This is a genomic window from Thalassospira lucentensis (genome assembly GCF_001613805.1).
Classification (GTDB): Bacteria; Pseudomonadota; Alphaproteobacteria; order Rhodospirillales; family Thalassospiraceae; genus Thalassospira; species Thalassospira lucentensis_A.
In genome coordinates this window covers 1-18,219 of the sequence record NZ_LPVY01000021.1, presented here as the reverse complement: position 1 = coordinate 18,219, position 18,219 = coordinate 1, and the positions used below count along the sequence as shown (strand labels likewise).

At 54.5% G+C, this 18,219-nt stretch carries 17 protein-coding genes and 3 tRNA genes; 12 read left to right on the top strand and 8 right to left on the bottom strand.

Annotated features, from left to right (window positions below; translation table 11 throughout):
- Positions 1-79 precede the first annotated feature (79 nt).
- The 3 genes from AUP42_RS15695 to AUP42_RS15685 all read right to left on the bottom strand — a co-directional run bounded on the left by AUP42_RS15695 (position 80) and on the right by AUP42_RS15685 (position 5,125).
- The gene (locus tag AUP42_RS15695) at positions 80-1,687 is read right to left on the bottom strand and encodes a SpoVR family protein (protein WP_404969443.1); all 1,608 of its coding nucleotides are present in this window, start codon (positions 1,685-1,687) and stop codon (positions 80-82) included.
- Positions 1,684-3,033, bottom strand: coding sequence for a YeaH/YhbH family protein (locus tag AUP42_RS15690; protein ID WP_062952550.1), 1,350 nt, complete (start codon positions 3,031-3,033; stop codon positions 1,684-1,686). Before AUP42_RS15690 ends, AUP42_RS15695 begins: the two co-directional genes overlap by 4 nt.
- A 145-nt stretch (positions 3,034-3,178) precedes the next feature.
- Entirely contained in the window at positions 3,179-5,125 is a 1,947-nt protein-coding gene (locus AUP42_RS15685; RefSeq protein WP_062952549.1) for a PrkA family serine protein kinase, read from the bottom strand.
- 665 nt (positions 5,126-5,790) lie between these two features.
- Here AUP42_RS15685 and AUP42_RS15680 point away from each other — a divergent pair.
- From AUP42_RS15680 to AUP42_RS15650, 7 genes are all read left to right on the top strand, one after another.
- Positions 5,791-6,126 carry a rhodanese-like domain-containing protein gene (locus AUP42_RS15680; RefSeq protein ID WP_062952548.1) on the top strand — a complete coding sequence of 112 codons (336 nt, stop codon included), beginning with the start codon at positions 5,791-5,793 and terminating at the stop codon, positions 6,124-6,126.
- A 308-nt stretch (positions 6,127-6,434) separates the two neighbouring features.
- Positions 6,435-6,980, top strand: coding sequence for a helix-turn-helix transcriptional regulator (locus AUP42_RS15675; RefSeq protein WP_082824803.1), 546 nt, complete (start codon positions 6,435-6,437; stop codon positions 6,978-6,980).
- Between the two features lie 22 nt (positions 6,981-7,002).
- A complete protein-coding gene (locus AUP42_RS15670) occupies positions 7,003-7,542 on the top strand; it encodes a GNAT family N-acetyltransferase (RefSeq protein WP_062952546.1) in 540 nt (179 codons plus the stop codon).
- A gap of 296 nt (positions 7,543-7,838) precedes the next feature.
- Positions 7,839-8,837 (top strand): TRAP transporter substrate-binding protein DctP, encoded by a 999-nt coding sequence (gene dctP / locus AUP42_RS15665; RefSeq protein WP_062952545.1) that lies wholly within the window; start codon positions 7,839-7,841, stop codon positions 8,835-8,837.
- A 165-nt stretch (positions 8,838-9,002) separates the two neighbouring features.
- Positions 9,003-9,491 (top strand): TRAP transporter small permease, encoded by a 489-nt coding sequence (locus tag AUP42_RS15660; protein WP_062952544.1) that lies wholly within the window; start codon positions 9,003-9,005, stop codon positions 9,489-9,491.
- On the top strand, positions 9,488-10,756 hold the full coding sequence (locus AUP42_RS15655; protein ID WP_007092235.1) for a TRAP transporter large permease: 1,269 nt from the start codon (positions 9,488-9,490) through the stop codon (positions 10,754-10,756). Before AUP42_RS15660 ends, AUP42_RS15655 begins: the two co-directional genes overlap by 4 nt.
- 5 nt (positions 10,757-10,761) lie before the next feature.
- The gene (locus AUP42_RS15650; protein WP_062952964.1) at positions 10,762-11,643 is read left to right on the top strand and encodes an isocitrate lyase/PEP mutase family protein; all 882 of its coding nucleotides are present in this window, start codon (positions 10,762-10,764) and stop codon (positions 11,641-11,643) included.
- Between the two features lie 83 nt (positions 11,644-11,726).
- On the opposite strand, the gene AUP42_RS15645 is transcribed toward AUP42_RS15650, so the two are convergent.
- Positions 11,727-12,119 carry a RidA family protein gene (locus tag AUP42_RS15645; RefSeq protein ID WP_062952543.1) on the bottom strand — a complete coding sequence of 131 codons (393 nt, stop codon included), beginning with the start codon at positions 12,117-12,119 and terminating at the stop codon, positions 11,727-11,729.
- Positions 12,120-12,195: 76 nt separating this feature from the next.
- On the bottom strand, positions 12,196-12,588 hold the full coding sequence (locus AUP42_RS15640; protein ID WP_062952542.1) for a RidA family protein: 393 nt from the start codon (positions 12,586-12,588) through the stop codon (positions 12,196-12,198).
- Between the two features lie 171 nt (positions 12,589-12,759).
- Here AUP42_RS15640 and AUP42_RS15635 point away from each other — a divergent pair, with 171 nt between their 5' ends.
- On the top strand, positions 12,760-13,356 hold the full coding sequence (locus AUP42_RS15635) for a TetR/AcrR family transcriptional regulator (protein WP_062952541.1): 597 nt from the start codon (positions 12,760-12,762) through the stop codon (positions 13,354-13,356).
- A gap of 84 nt (positions 13,357-13,440) precedes the next feature.
- Complete coding sequence (locus tag AUP42_RS15630) at positions 13,441-14,259, top strand: LysE family translocator (protein WP_062952540.1); 819 nt, start codon at positions 13,441-13,443, stop codon at positions 14,257-14,259.
- A 254-nt stretch (positions 14,260-14,513) separates the two neighbouring features.
- On the opposite strand, the gene AUP42_RS15625 is transcribed toward AUP42_RS15630, so the two are convergent.
- From AUP42_RS15625 to rlmB, 3 genes are all read right to left on the bottom strand, one after another.
- Positions 14,514-16,331 carry an acyltransferase family protein gene (locus tag AUP42_RS15625; RefSeq protein WP_062952539.1) on the bottom strand — a complete coding sequence of 606 codons (1,818 nt, stop codon included), beginning with the start codon at positions 16,329-16,331 and terminating at the stop codon, positions 14,514-14,516.
- Between the two features lie 172 nt (positions 16,332-16,503).
- A tRNA-Thr gene (locus AUP42_RS15620) sits at positions 16,504-16,580 on the bottom strand.
- A gap of 154 nt (positions 16,581-16,734) precedes the next feature.
- Complete coding sequence (rlmB, locus tag AUP42_RS15615; RefSeq protein WP_062952538.1) at positions 16,735-17,613, bottom strand: 23S rRNA (guanosine(2251)-2'-O)-methyltransferase RlmB; 879 nt, start codon at positions 17,611-17,613, stop codon at positions 16,735-16,737.
- Positions 17,614-17,806: 193 nt separating this feature from the next.
- On the opposite strand from rlmB, the gene AUP42_RS15610 reads away from it, so the two are divergent.
- The 3 genes from AUP42_RS15610 to AUP42_RS21240 all read left to right on the top strand — a co-directional run.
- Positions 17,807-17,891 (top strand) — tRNA-Tyr (locus tag AUP42_RS15610).
- Between the two features lie 36 nt (positions 17,892-17,927).
- A tRNA-Gly gene (locus AUP42_RS15605) sits at positions 17,928-18,001 on the top strand.
- 76 nt (positions 18,002-18,077) lie between these two features.
- Positions 18,078-18,219, top strand: a 142-nt coding sequence (locus tag AUP42_RS21240; RefSeq protein WP_231858298.1) for a GTP-binding protein, incomplete at its 3' end; no start/stop codon positions are given.

Genomic DNA, 18,219 nt, shown 5'->3' with positions numbered 1-18,219 from the left:
AAAAATACAAATCCTGTTCCGCCGTATTTCAACGATACGGATCGGATTCTGGATCGGCTAAACTGCCGCAGAGATACGGTCAGGCGTTGGCAAGGTCTTCGGGGGTGTAGTCCATTTCATGCAGGATTTCGCCGGTTTCATGGTCGACGGCCTGTAACGTTACGCCATATCCCCACAACTGCCCGATATAGCCCAGCGTCATTTCCGCTTCGGACTTTTCAAGCCGGATGCCGTCATGTTCGGTATGCTGGATGTAAAGTTGCCGGTTGCCACGAATATCAACATCAACCACCTGCATGTCCGGTTCGCGGACCGAAATATCATGCATACGCGCCAACGCGCGGCGCACCTTGCGATATCCGTTATCGTCATGGATGGCGGCAACTTCCAGATGCGGGCTGGAACTCAGATCCTCGATCAGGAACATCCGCATGTCGCGCATCAGTTTGGGGGACAGGAATTGCAGGATGAAGCTTTCATCGCGGTAATGTGCCCATGCCTCTTTCAACGTTTCAACCGGCTCATTATTGCCTGCAATATCGGGGAACCATTTGCGGTCTTCCTCGGTCGGGTCGACACAGATGCGGTGAATATCCTGCATCATGGCAAAGCCAAGCGCATAGGGGTTAAACCCGGAATAGCGCGGATCATCATATTCGGCCTGAAACACGACGCGCGAATGGTAATCGATGAATTCCATCATCGCACCCTCGGAAATCAGACCCTTGTCATACAGACTGTTCATGATCGCGTAATGCACATAGCACGCGCAGCCTTCATTCATCATCTTGGTCTGTTTCTGCGGATAGAAATACTGCCCGATATTGCGCACGATCCGCAAAATCTCGCGTTCCCACAACTGCATGGACGGGGCATTTTTCTCCAGGAAATAAAGCAGGTTTTCTTCCGGCAGGCCAAACTGGGCCCGGCGTTCTTCCATCCGCATTTTCCGGCGCATTTCATCAAGGTCTTCATCGTCCTTTTCGGCCTGGGGCAGGGTGCGCCACAGATCGTTATAGGTCTCGTCCTCGTATTTCGCGCGTTCGCGTTCGCGTTCAAGTTCCTCGGCCAGATTGGGTTTTTCCGGGTGTGAATACCGGTTTACCCCCTGTTCCATCAGGGCATGTGCCGCATCCAGAACCCGTTCGACCGCATCAAAGCCGTACCTGTCCTCACACTTGGCGATATAGCGTTTGGCAAATTGCAGATAATCGAGAATGCCTTCCGCATCGGTCCATTGCTTGAACAGGTAATTGTTCTTGAAAAAATGGTTATGGCCAAATGCTGCATGGGCAATCACCAAGGCCTGCATGACGATGGTGTTTTCTTCCATCACATAGGAAATGCAGGGGTTGGAATTGATCACGATCTCATAGGCAAGACCCTGATATCCCTTGCGATACATCACATCGTCGCGCACGAACCGTTTGCCGAACGACCAGTGGTGATACATCAACGGCATGCCGATGGATGAATAGGCATCCAGCATCTGCTCGGACGTGATCACCTCGACCTGATTGGGATAGACATTCAGCTTCAGCTCGTTGATTGCAATATCCTCAATCGCGTCATAGGTGGCTTTCAGGGTGTTGAAATCCCAATCCGCACCGGAAAACAGAAGTCCGGGCGCGCTATCGGATGCGGCGGTTTTTTCCATGTCCGCTTTGGTCGTGCGTTTCTCGGTCATCCTTTGACCCCGCTTAGTTTTTCTGCACGGTTCTTGGCAAACAGTTCCCGGAATACCGGGAAGATATCGGCGGCCTTGGTCACCCGTTTAAGGGCAAATCGCGCATTGGTGCGTGCAACCGGGGCATAGGCCTTCCAAAGGGCGGTTTCCCCTTCGGCGGACGAGAAAATCTCGGCCTCGCGCTCGTCGGTGATTTCGATATAGGCGTAATACTGGCATTTCGGCAAAAGGTCCTCGGCCAGCAACGCCGTGCATTTCGCCCCGTCATTGGAATAGTTATCCCCGTCCGATGCCTGTGCGGCATAGATGTTCCACTGATCGGTCGGATAACGATCCTTCAGCACGCGTTTCATTTCCTCTAACGCGGTTGAAACGATGGTGCCGCCGGTTTCACGCGAATAGAAAAACGTTTCCTCGTCCACTTCGGCGGCGCGCGATGTATGGCGGATGAACACCACATCGACATGCTCGTATCTGCGGTGCAAAAACAGATGCAGCAACATGAAGAACCGTTTGGCCAGTTCTTTCATCTGCTCGGACATTGATCCGGACACATCCATCAGGCAGAACATGACCGCCTGGGTGTTTGGATCGGGGATTTGCTGGAACTGGTTGAACCGTGTGTCGATGGGGTCGATGAAGGGGATCGCCTTCATGCGGCGCTTGGCTTCCTCAAGTTCGGCCAACAGAATGTGAAGCGTGTCTTCATCCGTCTTGGTCAGTTTGCCGGATGGGCGTTTTTCCGCCTTGGCCTGAAGGGCGGCGATCCTGTCTTCAAGATCACGAACCTGTGCCGTTTTCGGGCGTCGCAAACCGATCCGGCGCGCCAGCGAATTGCGCATGGTGCGCACAAGGCTCAGGTTTGATGGCGTACCCTCGACCGAAAAACCGGCCCGCGCCGTACGATAGGCGGTGGTCTGTTTCAGACTTTTTTTCAAAAGGTCGGGCAGTTCCAGATCTTCGAAAAAGATATCCAGAAACTCGTCACGTGTCAGACTGAACTGAAATTCGTCCTCGCCATCGCCGTCAGGGCTGGCCTGTGATCCGCCGGCACCACCATCGCCGCTTTGCGGGCGGGCAATCCGGTCGCCGGGGACAAACTTTTTATTGCCGGGCAGGACATAATTGCGATCCCCGCCGCGGCGTGCGTGATGGAAACCCGGTTCATGCAGGGTCTTTCCCGGAATGGTGATGGAATCGCCGCTATTGATATCGGTAATGCCGCGGGTGCGAATGGTGTCTTCTACCGCCTTTTTGATCTGTGCCTTTGCGCGCCGCATAAAGCGCTGCCGGTTGCCAAGGCTTTTGCCTTTCGGGTTCTTGCGGCGGTCGACGATATAAAGCATGGGCCATCATATCCTTGCTTGCGCACGTATCGTTTCGAGAACCCCGGCCGACGCTCGTTGGAAAACCGTCGGCCGGGAACTCGGTGCACCGGGCGGACAAGGGGACAAACCGCCCGGTGCGGGTCGGCAAAGCCGCAGCTTGGGCTTAACCGGCCTTGTTCACACGCATATACCACTCGACCAGACGACGGGTCTGACGTTCGGTATAGTTACGATCAATCATGCGTTTGACGAACTCGTTATGCTTCTTCTCGGTGTCGCTGTCTTTTTTCGACCCGAAGGAAATCACCGGCAGCAGGTCTTCGACCTGGCTGAACATCCGTTTTTCGATGACTTCGCGCAGTTTTTCATAAGACGTCCATGCCGGGTTCTTGCCCTTGTTATTGGCACGTGCACGCAGGGCAAACTTGACGACCTCGTTGCGGAAATCCTTCGGATTGGCGATGCCCGCCGGTTTTTCGATTTTCGACAGTTCCTGATCGATGATCTTGCGATCCAGCAACTGACCGGTATCAGGATCCTTGAAGTCCTGATCCTCGATCCATGCGTCGGCATAGGCGACATAACGGTCAAACAGGTTCTGGCCGTAATCGGAATAACTTTCGAGATAGGCCTTCTGGATTTCCGCCCCGATGAACTCCGCATAGCGCGGGGCCAGTTCGGATTTGATGAAATCCATATAATCCTTCTCGCGTTCCTCCGGATATTGTTCCCGCCGGATTGCCTGTTCCAGCACATACATAAGATGGACCGGGTCGGCTGCAACCTCGTGGGTGTCGTGGTTAAACGTTTCCGAAAGCACCTTGAAGGCAAACCGTGTCGAAATGCCGTCCATGCCTTCATCGACGCTGGCGGTATCGCGATATTCCTGCATCGATTTGGCTTTGGGGTCGACATCCTTCAATGTCTCGCCGTCATAGACCCGCATCTTGGAATACAGGTTTGAATTCTCGTGTTCCTGCAAACGCGACAGGACCGAAAACTGTGCCAGCATCTTAAGCGTACCGGGCGCACATGCCCCCTGTTCCAGTTCGGACCCCTGCAACAGCTTGTCGTAAATCTGGGTTTCCTCTGTCACCCGCAGGCAATAGGGGACCTTGATCACGCTGATACGGTCGATAAAGGCTTCGTTGTTTTTATTGGCCTTGAAGGTTTGCCACTCGGCCTCGTTCGAATGCGCCAGAATAAGGCCCTGGAACGGGATCGCACCAAGGTTCTCGGTGCCGATATAGTTGCTTTCCTGTGTTGCCGTCAGCAACGGATGCAGCATCTTGATCGGGGCCTTGAACATCTCGACAAACTCAAGAAGCCCCTGATTGGCGCGGTTAAGTCCGCCGGAATAGCTGTACGCATCCGGATCGTTCTGGCTGTAATATTCAAGTTTGCGGATATCGACCTTGCCGACCAGCGACGAAATATCCTGATTGTTTTCATCGCCTGGCTCGGTTTTGGCAATCGCAATCTGACGCAGGCGCGACGGGATCAGTTTAACGACCGAGAATTTCGAAAGATCGCCGTTAAATTCATCAAGCCGTTTCACCGCCCATGGTGACATAAGCCCGGTCAGGCGGCGTTTGGGAATGCCGTATTTGTCTTCGATCGCATCACCCATCTTGGCCGGATTAAACAGGCCAAGCGGGCTTTCGAAAACCGGGCTGATCTGATCGCCGGCTTTCAGCACATAGATCGGTTCGACCTCCATCAATTCCTTCAGCCGTTCGGCAAGCGAACTTTTGCCGCCGCCAACCGGGCCCAGCAGATAAAGAACCTGTTTGCGTTCTTCCAGTCCCTGGGCAGCATATTTGAAGAAACCGACGATGCGTTCGATGGTTTCTTCCATGCCGAAGAAATCCTCGAAGGCGGGATATCGCTTGATGGTGCGGTTCAGGAAAATTCGGCCGAGACGGGAATCGGTCGAGGTGTCGATCATTTCGGGTTCGCCGATTGCCTTGATCATCCGCTCGGCTGCGGATGCGTAGGCCGATGGATCATCGCGACATAGATTAAGATAGTCCCGGATGGTTAGTTCGGTTTCGCGTTTTCCGTCATAGCCTTCCGCATACAGCTCGAAGATGTCCTTGTCTTCAGCCATGGCGCGGTCTCCTTTCCAACGTTATCGCACTTCTGTCAGATGTCGTTTCCTGTGTTCTTTTGATCTTGGGGCTTAACCGGCCTGATGGGGGCGGCGGGCCCGATCCTGTTGCAAGAATGCAGCGGGTTTGCTGCACTGCGGTGGCATTGAAAATAGCCGCCGTTCATTCTGTCTGCGCCCGAAATAAACATCTCGTTTAGTCGGGCGGTGAGTAAATAAACTAATGAACTTTATTTAAGGTTCGTTTAAAGGTCTGCCAGATATTGGCAAAGAAAACGGCTTTGATGACTTTTTAGAATGGCTTGCAATATTTGCAACCGATGATGGAAATTTTGCGGCCCCGGCACGCGGCAGCCCAAAGTCACTTTTTGTTGCGGGCAGACATTACCGGTGAATACACCCGGATAGGGTCTGCTCCTGTAACCTTGTCCCTTTGACGTGGGGCTTCCGGTTTCATTCCGCAATGGCCAACTTACGAATATTGTTGGTAAAAACGCATGCGAAACGATCACTTCAAAGTGACCGGCCCCGACATCGGGAATAGCCTGGCCGACCGACGAAAACATCCGCCGCACCCGTTTTGCAATTGCACAGTCAGGCTGCAAAATTATATCAGTCCACTATCGTCCACTGTGCGCCAAACCTGCCCCGAAGGGAAGTAACGAATGACCGATGGTAGTGTGACTTTCGTCGAAAGTGGTGAACTCGATCACCTGATCGCACAGGGCAATGTGACCCTGATTGATGTCCGCGAACCCGACGAATTCAAGTCCGGCCATATCAGCGGGGCGATCAATATGCCGACCTCGAATTTCGACATTCCGGCACTTGTCGACCTTGCCGACGATACAGAGACGGATCTGGTCTTCATTTGTGCCGTCGGACAACGATCTTTCGGCGCCGCCAACGCCGTTCTGCCCCACCTCGACTGTCAGGTGATGAACCTCAAGGGCGGCCTGCAAAGCTGGACCCGCGACGGATTTGACCTAACCCAAGCCTAACAAACGCCACGCGCCTTTCCCTCTATCCACTCTCGCATCCACAGCCCGAACACCAAGAATCGCAAACCAAACTGGAACAGGGGTCCTCTGCGCCAACACGCCAACCCGCAGACCCTCTTCCTTCCTCGCCCTCATCCTCATCCCTTCCTCGTATTCCCCCTTCCTTGTCTTTGTCCTTGTTCTCGCTCTCGCTCTCGTCCCTCCACTCCCGCTCCATACGCCTCCTCCTCCAACAACCACATCGATTCTCGTTGACGATTTCTCATATATGGGATTAATTCCCTGATAGTGGAATTTGAGGTGATGGGATGATGGATCGGAGGATTGCGGAGCGGTTGGGTGCGTTGCGGGCGGAGCGGGGATGGTCGCTGGAGGAGCTGGCCGCACGCAGTGATGTCAGCCGGGCCAGCCTGTCGCGGCTGGAAAATGGCGAGGTCAGCCCGACGGCGCATGTTCTGGGCAAGCTTTGTGCCGCCTATGGCCTGCCGATGTCACGCCTGATGCAGATGGTCGAGGACGAGTTCAAACCGCTTGTTTATCGCGGTTTGCAGCGGACCTGGGCCGACCTGGAAACCGGTTTTTTCCGACGGACGGTTTCGCCACCCGCGCAGGGGCTGATGGCGGAAGTCATCGAATGCGAACTCGATCCCGGTGCACGGATCGAATACGAGGGAACGCCACGCCCGGGGCTTGAACATCATCTGGTGATGCTGGCCGGGCAACTGCATATCACGGTGGAAGGCAAGGCCTATGTGCTGAATGTCGGGGATTGCCTGCGATACCGGCTTTCAGGCCCCAGCAGCTTTGAAGCCCCCGCCGATAAAGGCGCGATCTATCACCTTTTCATCGTATGAAAATATGAGGCCCCTAAAAAAAATGAGCGACCAGATTACCATTGCAAGCTTTGACGCCGATCAGCTTGAAAGCCACCTGGAGGCGTTTGGCGAGATGCTGCATGCCTGCGTTCAGGACGGGGCCAGCATCGGATTTATCGAACCGTTTGATGCCGCCGCCGCAATTGGCTTCTGGCGCGATATGGTCCTGCCCGCGATGCGGGGCGGCAGGCGCGATCTGTTTGTGGCGCTGCTGGGTGGCAGCAAGGTGGTCGGAACCGTGCAGCTTGATTGCGCCACCATGCCCAATCAGGTCCATCGTGGCGAGGTCTGCAAACTGATGGTGCATCCGCAATATCGCCGCATGGGCATTGCGCGAAAACTGATGGAGGCACTGGAAAAACGGGCGTTTGCGAAAGCACGTCATCTGCTGACACTTGATACGAGAACAGGCGACAGTGCCGAGCCGCTTTATGCGTCGCTCGGCTTTGAAACGGCGGGCGTAATCCCGGCCTATGCCCGTGATCCGTTTTCCGAAAAGCTGAGCGCAACGACGGTGATGTATAAGCGGCTTGCCAATTAACGCGCAGGTGAACGATTCCCGTATTCTGTATTCAAAACCGTTTTTCTGGCATGCCAGATTACGTAGAAAAAGTGAATAATCAGCCCGATTATTCACTTTTTGCATTGCAGCATGTGATTGCCGGGCAGGGCGCTTTCCCCCGGAACAGAAGACCTTCATGCTGCTGTGCAGCGCACTAAGGGTTAATGCGTGTGACAGTGGTATGACCAAAACATCTTGAATGCCAAACCGGGTTGAGCGCATCTTTGCGCCTGAAAGCTTTTGTATAAAATAAAAAACCCCGGAGGACGTTCGTCATGAAGAAATTTGCCCTTGCGGCGGCCCTGATGGCTGCCGTTGGTTTTACCGGCATGACCCATAGTGCCATTGCAGCCGATCTGACATTGCGGATTTCGCTGCAACTGCCGATGAAAAGCCACCTTGGTCAGAACCTTTTGATGTTCAAGAACGAGGTCGAGGAAAAATCGAACGGCGATATCGCGGTCGAGATTTATGACAGCGCGCAGCTTTATAAGGACAAGGAAGTTCCCGCCGCCGTCGGTTCCGGGGCGATTGAGATGGGTGTCGCATCGCTGACCCGTTATGTCGGTGATGTGCCGGCGGTCGATGTGTTCTATCAGCCGTTCCTGCTTGATTCCGAAGAGAAAGTCCGTGCCGCGGTTGCCAAGGGATCGCCGGTGCGTGGTCCGCTTGACGAGGCGATTGCCGATACCGGTGCGACCGTCCTGTGGTGGCAGGCTTACGGCGGATCGATCATGCTGTCGAATGGTGGCCCGATCAAAGGCCCGGAAGGTCTTAAAGGCCAGAAAGTCCGCGTGTTTTCCAAAACCCAGGGCGATTTCATTTCAGCGGCTGGCGGTGCGCCGACCCTTATTTCCGGGTCCGAGCAGTATATCGCCTATCAGCGTGGCACGGTTGATGTCGGCATGACCGGCATGTCGGGCGTCAAATCCCGCCAGCTTTGGGAAGTCATGGATACGGTGACCGCCACCAACGATGCCGATGTTGAATTCATCGTGGTGATCAATACCGATTTCTGGAACGGCCTTTCGGATGCGCAGCGCGACATCATTTCGACTGCGGCGATGAATGCGGAAAAAGACGTGCGTGACCGCATGTCATCGATCGAAGCCGAGGCCTACGAAGAAGCCAAAGCCAACGGCATGACCGTCTATACCCCGACCGAAGAGGAAATGGCGGCATGGCGTGAAGTTGCTAAACCGGTTTACGAGGAATTCCTTAACCATACCGGCGATCTGGGCAAGCAGGTTTTTGACGCGGCCAGCAAGCTTTAAGCCTTGCCCTCGGACGATAGACTGAACTGCCAATAAAGAAGACATCACCGCATTTTCGACGGCCCCGCCGTTGCGGTGATGTCTTTTCATCTATTCACCAGTCTCTCTTTTCAGGAGGCGGTCGCAACCGGAGGCCACCATGCCGGTACGGCCAGGATTTTTATCATGTTTGATCGTTTGATGCTTTTGCTGGCCTGGATCGCGGCCCTGCTGTTTGTCGCAGCGGGCGTGATGCTGACCTATGAGGTCGTGGCCCGGTATTTCTTTATTCGTCCCACCATCTGGGCGGCAGAGCTTTCGCAGCTTTGCCTGATCTGGGGATCGTTGCTTGGCATGCCCTGGGCATTGGCGGCACGGCGGCATATTTCCGTCGATGCGATCACCCGGCTTTGCAAGCCGGGGATGCGCCGCTTGCTTGAAATCATCGCGATGGCGGTGGTTCTGGTGTTTTCCGTCATGGTGACGTTCAAGGGCTGGGAAATCTTCCTTGAAAGTTTCGAGCGCGGCCGCACCAGCGGCACGATGCTTGACCTTCCGGCGTGGGTTGCGGAAATCCCGGTCGTGATTGGTTTTGCGCTTCTGGCTGTTCAGGCCGTCATTGAAATTGTCGGCGTGATCCGCGGCAAGGATATTCCGGAAGGGGCGCACGAATGACAATTATCCTGACACTTGCGGCAATGTTCGCCTTGCTGCTGATCCGTGTGCCGGTGGCCTTTGCGCTGGGCGGGCTTGGCCTTGGCATGCTGATCATTGGCGGGTTTTCGCCGCTGATGGCACCGCAGGCGATCCTGTCGACACTGGATGGGTTTATCCTGCTGTCGGTGCCGCTATTCCTTTTGATGTCCAACATCCTGCTGCGCGCCGGGGTCGGCAATGACCTGTTTGCCGCGGTCAGTGCCTGGGTCGGTCATTGGCCGGGCGGGCTTGCGGTGGCGACCATCCTGTCGTGTGGCGTGTTTGCCGCGATTTCGGGATCATCGGTGGCAACGGCGGCCACGATTGGCACGGTCGCCATCCCGGAAATGGTTCAGCGCGGCTATAACAAGCGTTTCGTCTATGGCCTGATGGCGGCGGGCGGCACGCTTGGCATCCTGATCCCGCCTTCGATCCCGATGATCATTTATGGCTTCGTGACCGAGGAATCCGTGATTGCGCTTTTCCTTGCCGGGGTCGGGCCGGGCATTGCGTTGCTGTTGCTGTTTATCGTTTATTCGATGATCTATGCCCGGTTTGGCGGGCAGGAACGCGAACCAAAACGCGGCTGGGATGAGCGCAAGCGCGCCACGTTAAAGGCCCTGCCTGCCGTGCTTCTGGCGGTGCTGATCATATCGGGGATCTATTCCGGGGCCTTCACCCCGACCGAGGCCGCGGCCATCGGCTTTGCCGCTGCCCTTCTGATTACGGCAGCGATGCGGGTTCTGACCTGGAAGGCGTTGAAGCTTGCGATTTTCGATACCATGGCGACCACGGTTGCGATCATTCTGATCATTGCCGGGGCCAAGGTGTTTGGCAAGGCGATCACGCTGTATCGCATCCCGCAGGATATCTCGATGATGATCAGCCAGGGAATTGATACCGAACTTGGCTTTATCCTCGTCGTGACGGTCGTATTGCTGATCATGGGACTGGTGTTTGAAGCACTTTCAATGGTGCTGATCATGACGCCGGTTCTGTTGCCAGCGGCCCTGGCCCTTGGCTTCGATCCGATCTGGTTCGGGGTCTATATGGTGATCATGGTTGAATGCGCGCTGATCACGCCACCAGTGGGGCTCAACCTTTATGTCATTCAGTCGGTGGCGAAAACGCGATTGGGCGAAGTGGCGCGCGGTGTTTTGCCGTTCCTGCTTCTGATGTTCCTGACGGCGGCCATTCTGTATGTCTGGCATGATCTTGCCCTGTATATCCCCTTTAAAATGTGACGCTTATGACCAAACAAATCACTCCTGCCGATAAACTCCGTGCGCTTCTGGCGACTGGCGATCTGATTACCATGCCGTGCTGCTTTGATGCGCTTTCGGCCAAGCTGATCGAACAGGAAGGCTTTGGCCTGACTTTCATGTCGGGCTTTTCGGCCGCGGCATCGCGGATCGGCGAACCTGATCTTGGCCTGATGTCTTATGGCGAAGTGCTTGATCAGGCGCGCAACATCACCGACGCGGTTTCCATCCCCGTGATCGGTGATGGTGATACCGGATATGGCAATGCGATGAATGTGAAACGCACCGTTGCCGGCTTTGCCAAGGCAGGCTGTGCCGCGGTGATGATCGAGGATCAGCTTGCGCCCAAGCGTTGCGGTCATACCAAGGGCAAGGAGGTCGTTGGCCGGGACGAGGCGTTTGACCGTATCAAGGCCGCCGTTGATGCAAGGGAAGCCGGGGCGGATATCCTGATCCTTGCGCGCACCGATGCCCGTCATCAGCATGGCCTGAGCGAGGCAATTGACCGGGCCGCGAAATTTGCCGAACTGGGGGCGGATATTCTGTTTGTCGAAGCCCCGAAAACGGTCGCGGAAATGCGCGAGCTTTGTGCCGCCCTTCCGGGGCCGAAGATGGCCAATATTGTCGAAGGCGGCGAAACCCCCGATCTGACACCCGAAGAACTGAGTGATATCGGCTATCAGATCGCGGCCTATCCGTTATCGCTTATGGCAGCGGCAATGAAGGCGATGGTTGAAACCCTGCAATTGATGAAAGCGGGCAAGCCACGCACCGATATGCTGATGGATTGGGGCCAGTTGCGCAATCGCATCGGCTTTGATGCCTATTACGAGGAATCGGAACGCTACGCGACCTCGAAACGCGGGTAGGGGCAGCACGTATTCCAATATTACGTCAAACGGCGCGCGAGGGTCTTCTCGCGCGCCGTTTTGCATTTCAGGTCCGGTGATCATCAGTCCGGAACGCGGGCGATGACCTTGATTTCGAAGTCAAACCCGGCCAGCCAATTGACGCCGATTGCCGTCCAGTTCGGATAGGGCGCTTCGGGGAAAACTTCGGCCTTTACCTTCATGATCGTTCCGAACTGATTTTCAGGATCGGTGTGGAAGGTCGTAACATCGACGATATCGTCAAGTGTGCAGTCGCCAGCCTTGAGCGTTGCTTCAAGATTGGCGAATGCCAGACGGACCTGTGCCTCGAAATCCGGTTCGGGCGAACCATCAGAGCGGCTGCCGACCTGACCGGAAACGAACAGAAGATCGCCCGATTTGATCGCCGCGGAATAGCCGTGTTCGGCATAAAGGGCGTGCCGGTTGGCGGGGAAAACGGCGTTACGCTGTGCCATGTGGATTTATCCTTTGTGTGGGTCTGGTATGTGTGTCTGGAAAATGTTGATGCCGGATTTTGTCCGGTTCAGGTCTTCAGCCCGGAATACGGGCAATGACCTTGATTTCAAAGTCATACCCGGCCAGCCAATTGACGCCGATTGCCGTCCAGTTCGGATAGGGGGCTTCGGGGAAAACTTCGCCCTTTACCTTCATGATCGTTCCGAACTGATTTTCGGGATCGGTGTGGAAGGTCGTGACGTCGACGATGTCGTCAAGCGTGGCGCCACCTGCTTTGAGCGTTGCTTCAAGATTGGCGAATGCAAGGCGGACCTGTGCCTCGAAATCCGGTTCGGGTGAGCCATCAGAGCGGCTGCCGACCTGACCGGAGACGAACAGAAGATCGTCCGACTTGATCGCGGCGGAATAGGTTTGATTTTCGTAAAGGTCATGCCGACCTGCGGGGAAAACGGCGTTACGCTGTGCCATCTGGATTTCTCCTTTTATGTGTGTCTGAAAATGCTGCCGACAGAGTTGTATCCGGCGTGCAATTTCACATACGATGGGTATATAGAACTCAGATACACGGCGTATGTCAAGTTTTATATACGTGACGTATGTGAAATGATATATGTCAGGCAATCAAAAAGGAGACATGCAATGGCTGTACGACGTCGCCAGGAAACGATGGAAGAAAACCGCGAAAAGCTTATTTCCGCGGGGCGCAAGGCATTCGGATCGCAGGGATTTGCCGCATCATCGATGGATGAGATGACGGCATCGGTTGGCCTGACGCGCGGGGCGCTTTATCACAATTTCGGTGATAAAAAGGGGCTGCTTGCAGCCGTGGTGGCGCGGGTCGATGGCGAGATGGTCGCACGCGCCCAGGCCGCCAGTGCTAATGCCGGGGACGAGTGGGAACAGCTTCTGGCCGAAGGTGCGGCCTATATCGCGATGGCGCTTGATCCCGAGGTGCGCAGGATCGTGCTGCTGGATGGTCCGGCCTTTCTGGGGGATCCGTCGCACTGGCCGAGCCAGAATGCGTGTCTGGAAGCAACGAAACAGGTGGTCGGGAAATTGATCGCGGACGGCGTTATGAAGCCAGTTGATATCGATGCGGCTGCGCGTCTTCTTTGTGGTGCCGCGCTCAATGCGGCCTTGTGGGTCGCAGACAGTGATGATCCGAAATCAGCCTTGCCCAAGGCGGTTGATGCCTTCAGCCTTATGGCCGAAGGGTTTCTGGTCGAGAAACGATAGTGTCCCCTGGCAGTGAGACGACAATGCCATCGTATTGAGTTTGTCGTACCGCTGACTGGATGCCCGCCTTCGCGGGCATGACGTTTGGGGGCCTTTACAAATCTGCCCGTCACTCCCGCGGAAGCGGGAAGCTATGGTGCCGCAGTTTCGGTGCCGGGGCAGGGAGAGATTGCAGGGAATTCCCGTTCCCGTGTTACCGAAAAACTGGCACTATCGCGCAAATCCCGCATGACGGCGAAGCCGCCAGTCACCATAAAATCCGAGGACGCGATGGAATATGTCCCCTATCTTCTGACCGCCTATGCGATTTTTGCCATGGCGGTGATGTCGCCCGGTCCGAATTTTCTGGCGGTGACCAGTGCCTCGATGACGGTGTCGCGCCGGGCGGGACTGGGGATTGCGCTTGGCATCGGTATGGGCACGATCTGCTGGTCAACGATGACGGTTCTGGGCCTGACCGCGATCCTTGCCGCGTCCGAGGAAGTGGCGATTGCCCTTCGCTGGATTGGCGGTGGGTATCTGATCTATATGGGGTTCATGGCGCTTCGCAGTGCCTATAAAAGCCGGGGGCAGGGGCTTGAGGTGCCGGTGTCGGATGCGAAGGCGGATCGTCCGTTATGGCGTTATGTCCGGCGCGGACTTCTGGTGCAGATGAGCAATCCCAAGGCTGCCCTTTTCTGGTTTTCGATCATGTCGATTGTGCTTCGGCCCGATGCACCGGGCTGGGTCGGGCTTGCGATTGTGCTGGGCACGACGACGTTTTCATTTGGTTGGCATCTAGCGCTGGCGTGGTTCTTTTCAACCGAGGCCGTCATGCGCGTTTATCGTCGCGCCTATCGCGCCATTCAGGGCGTGATGGGGACGGCGTTTGTTTTGCTGGGTGGACGGATGATCGCGAACTAGATCATCCATCAGCCAAAAGAAAACCCCGCAGCCAAAAAGGCGTGCGGGGTTTTCTTTTAATGGTGCCGGCAGAGAGGCTTATACTCCCAACCTTCGAATTACAAATCCACTTCTCTGCCAATTATAGCTATGTTTCTTTGCCTCAGGGAGATGGATTTGGTTGATGATCCGAAGTAATCCTTATGCATCATCAAATGGTTTCTAGATCAGAAACGAAAATTGCAAAAGTCACGTGCTGATCGGGCATCTGACTTTCACTGCTTTTGAAAGAACATCTTGTATAGGGTTTTGTTGACTGCGTCGGGCATTTTCTCGTTGAGATGATTGTAGTCTCTCATGATGAAAGTGCCACCGATCATGGTTGTGCATTTCTTATCGTCGCACAAGGATTTGTGGGTATCGATCAGCTCTATGGTCGATGTTGCATTATCGGACAGGGTTTCCCAATTCTCGTTTATCTGGTTTTTTATCTGAGAGATCGGAATTCCGTCCTTGATGTCAAAATCGCATTTCCTGAACAGCAACATTGAGTTTTCGGCCAGAAGACACGCCACCGGGTCGTCATGGAATGACGGGACATCTCGCAATATCGTCGTATGATATTTTTCAGGGATTTTGGACGCGCTGATCTTATTGATAAAGGTACGTGTGGCCGGAAGGTCTTTCCCGCCCCATTGGTAGGCGAAAATAATGCGATGTACCTTAAGCATTTTCAGCGCTTTTTGGAAGGTATACCAATATCCTCGTGCAACGGAGTTCGGTTGGATATCAATGCGATAGATATCACCCGCAAAGCCAGAGCTATAGATCGGCAAAATATGTTGGCCGTGGCTGTCGCCAACAATCAGCGTTCTTTGTGTCGGATCTGTACCATTCGTTTTGTATATATTCATACCTTCAATCGTGAGCACTTCATCATAATTCTCGAAATTGGTCATCTTCTCGGCCGAAGCGTATGGTTCGAGTTCGGGTGGAACCCGGAAAGATGCGCCGTCGGTCGCAAGAATAAAGCCGATCAATAAAAGGGCAACTGGCGTTAATTTCACAAAAAATCTGTTTCGTTCAATATACTTATAGGAGATGAAGCCTGCGATTATGCTGAGGGAAAAGAGGAGATATGCCTCGGTGGAATTAATGGCTGGATTTCTGAGATAGGTTAGTTCCAAAATGATTATCGGCCAGTGCCAAATATAAATAGAATAGCTGTAATCCCCGATTTTCTTGAAAAGTTTTGATATCGGGTCCGTCAGTTTTTTGTCTTTGAATGTCAGAATCAGCGTAGTGACGATTCCGGGGATCAAAAGAGTCGGGATTCCGGGCCAGATTCTGCGGGCTAAGTCGTCGTGGAATACCGTGAAAAGAAGACCGAGGGTGATGAGGAAGATAGCAACCGGTTTCCGGAGATACAGAGTTACGTTTCGGTCGCGGTAGGAAACGTTAAGGGAGATTAATAGTGCTTTTGAGAGGTGCTTGGAGATGTCTGGTTTACAGCACGAAATATAGAAGGACAGGAAGAAAACATACGCGCGCGGAACCGGATCGAAATAGTTAAGGTTGCCAAAGATTGCAAAAAACAGGGTATATGCCCCGCAAACGAGCGCCAGCGCCAGAGAGATCGGGCGCAAATTCTGCCTGCTTGCCGCAAGCATGATCGCCACGATCAGGTAGCATATGTATTCCGTGCCAAGCGACCATGTATGAAGAAGCGGTTGATACCCTTCAGTGAGATCAAAGTAACCAGTATTTAAATAGAAATAAAAATTGCTCGAGAAAAATAACGAAGACAGGGCGGATATGGAGACATTCTTGATGTCGCCAGGGTTCTGAATTGCGAGCCCGCACAGCAAAACAACAATTACCGCTGCAACAATCGCAGGGTAAAGTCGCAAGGTTCGTGCCTTTATGAATTCCCAGCATGTGTGCTTTTCGACAATAAGCGGCATCAGATAGCCCGATATCGCGAAAAACATGTCGACGCCAATGTAGCCGAAATCAAACGAACTGGCGCCCAGATGAAACATCAATACAAGCAGGACAGAAATTCCGCGTAATATTTGTATGATGTCGATCATCTGGGGGAGTGTGTCTCTGTCAGGTCGAGCACACCGGTGTGCGCATGAAATAAAAGAAGGCTTTTAACTGAAGTCAGGCATGAGGACGAATGTTCCATTGATTGAACATACGATCAAGTACTGTCATCTAGCAATAAGACCCGGTAAACGTTGTTGCGTTTACCGGGTCTTATGGTGCCGGCAGAGAGACTCGAACTCCCAACCTTCGGATTACAAATCCGCTGCTCTACCAATTATAGCTATGCCGGCCAAGCGGCGCGAAACATAATCCGGGCCGTTCGCGAATGCAAGACTTTGAAACAGGGAAAAGATCAGAAAATTGCATCCCTGAAAATCGCGGTCCTGTCGCGGATGTTGGCGGGCCGTGATGCCGGTTTGGCATCACGGGATTCGCCAAAGGTTTTCAGCCGCGTGTCCGATACAGTTCGTAAAGGGCAACCGCGGCCGCGTTCGAGACATTGAGGCTTTCGATGCGGTCCGACATCGGCAGTTTGACGAGGAAATCGCAATTTTCGCGCGTCAGGCGGCGCAGGCCGTCGCCCTCGGAGCCCATGACGATTCCGACACGGCCCTTCAGCTTGGCTTCGGCCAGGGTCTGTTCGGCGTAACCATCCATGCCCGCCAGCCAGAAGTGGGCGGCTTTGAGCTTTTCGATGGTGTGGTTGAGGTTGCCTGCATGGATATAGGGCACGGTTTCAAGTGCGCCACTGGCCGATTTGGCCAGAACGCCGGTTTCAGGCGGGGCGTGACGGTCGGGCACGATGACGGCAGCCGCGCCAAAGGCGGCGGCACTGCGAAGAATCGCGCCGACATTGTGCGGGTCGGTGACCTGATCAAGGATCAGGACCGTGCATTGTTCCTCGTCCCTGGTGTCGGCGATCAGTTCTTCGACGGAAATCTGGGGCAGGGGGGCGCAATGCATGGCCATGCCCTGATGGACGGTGCCCGGTGGCAGCATTTCATCCAGATCGGTGCGCCCGGCGGCGTCAAGCTGGACATCGGTGCGTTCGGTATCGGCAAGGGCGGCAACGATTTCATCGCGCACGGCCTCGGAAGCCCAAATTTTGTGAATCGTGCGTTGCGGATTGTAAATCGCGTTCAGAACCGGGTGACGGCCAAACAGAATCAGGCGTGAAGCGTTGCTTGCATTGCCGCCGTCACGACCGCGTTTTCGTCCGCGACGCGAATTGCCGTCACGTTTATCATCGTCTTGCGTGAAGCTGTCGCCCGGACCCGTTCCGGTCGAACGGTTGGCAGAACGTGAATTGTTGCGACGCGACATAATGGCGGAAACCTCCGGACGGTAAGGGTGTGAATGCACTTTGTTTCGCTTTGGAACGAAAGCATGGGGAACATATAGGAAAGGAAATACGATTTCGTGTTTTTTTTGCTGTTGACAAGGACAGGCCCTGCAACGTATTCCCTCCCTCGCCGAACGAAGCCGGGGGTAACCCCGACAACGTTTTGACCCTGATGGAGGGGTGGCAGAGCGGTCAAATGCAGCGGACTGTAAATCCGCCGACTTAGTCTACGCAGGTTCGAATCCTGCCCCCTCCACCATTCTCTCGCCCTCGCGAGAGCTCGCAAAGAGAATATGCGGGTGTAGCTCAATGGTAGAGCAGAAGCCTTCCAAGCTTACGACGAGGGTTCGATTCCCTTCACCCGCTCCAGATTTTATATGATCCCGTCGGCTCGTGCGGTGGGTTCTTACGTGTTTTTTTTGGTTCGGATTAGGATCTGAGTGTAATGGCTAAAGAAAAGTTTGCGCGTACAAAACCGCACGTGAACGTCGGCACCATCGGCCACGTTGACCACGGTAAAACCACGCTGACCGCAGCGATCACCAAAGTTCTCGCAGAGAGCGGCGGCGCATCGTTCCAGGACTACA

Bases quoted from the DNA above. Each gene is read 5' to 3' on its own strand.
- AUP42_RS15695 (WP_404969443.1), bottom strand. From the start codon at position 1,687: ATGACCGAGAAACGCACGACCAAAGCGGACATGGAAAAAACCGCCGCA.
- AUP42_RS15690 (WP_062952550.1), bottom strand. From the start codon at position 3,033: ATGCTTTATATCGTCGACCGCCGCAAGAACCCGAAAGGCAAAAGCCTT.
- AUP42_RS15685 (WP_062952549.1), bottom strand. From the start codon at position 5,125: ATGGCTGAAGACAAGGACATCTTCGAGCTGTATGCGGAAGGCTATGAC.
- AUP42_RS15680 (WP_062952548.1), top strand. From the start codon at position 5,791: ATGACCGATGGTAGTGTGACTTTCGTCGAAAGTGGTGAACTCGATCAC.
- AUP42_RS15675 (WP_082824803.1), top strand. From the start codon at position 6,435: ATGATGGATCGGAGGATTGCGGAGCGGTTGGGTGCGTTGCGGGCGGAG.
- AUP42_RS15670 (WP_062952546.1), top strand. From the start codon at position 7,003: ATGAGCGACCAGATTACCATTGCAAGCTTTGACGCCGATCAGCTTGAA.
- dctP (WP_062952545.1), top strand. From the start codon at position 7,839: ATGAAGAAATTTGCCCTTGCGGCGGCCCTGATGGCTGCCGTTGGTTTT.
- AUP42_RS15660 (WP_062952544.1), top strand. From the start codon at position 9,003: ATGTTTGATCGTTTGATGCTTTTGCTGGCCTGGATCGCGGCCCTGCTG.
- AUP42_RS15655 (WP_007092235.1), top strand. From the start codon at position 9,488: ATGACAATTATCCTGACACTTGCGGCAATGTTCGCCTTGCTGCTGATC.
- AUP42_RS15650 (WP_062952964.1), top strand. From the start codon at position 10,762: ATGACCAAACAAATCACTCCTGCCGATAAACTCCGTGCGCTTCTGGCG.
- AUP42_RS15645 (WP_062952543.1), bottom strand. From the start codon at position 12,119: ATGGCACAGCGTAACGCCGTTTTCCCCGCCAACCGGCACGCCCTTTAT.
- AUP42_RS15640 (WP_062952542.1), bottom strand. From the start codon at position 12,588: ATGGCACAGCGTAACGCCGTTTTCCCCGCAGGTCGGCATGACCTTTAC.
- AUP42_RS15635 (WP_062952541.1), top strand. From the start codon at position 12,760: ATGGCTGTACGACGTCGCCAGGAAACGATGGAAGAAAACCGCGAAAAG.
- AUP42_RS15625 (WP_062952539.1), bottom strand. From the start codon at position 16,331: ATGATCGACATCATACAAATATTACGCGGAATTTCTGTCCTGCTTGTA.
- rlmB (WP_062952538.1), bottom strand. From the start codon at position 17,613: ATGTCGCGTCGCAACAATTCACGTTCTGCCAACCGTTCGACCGGAACG.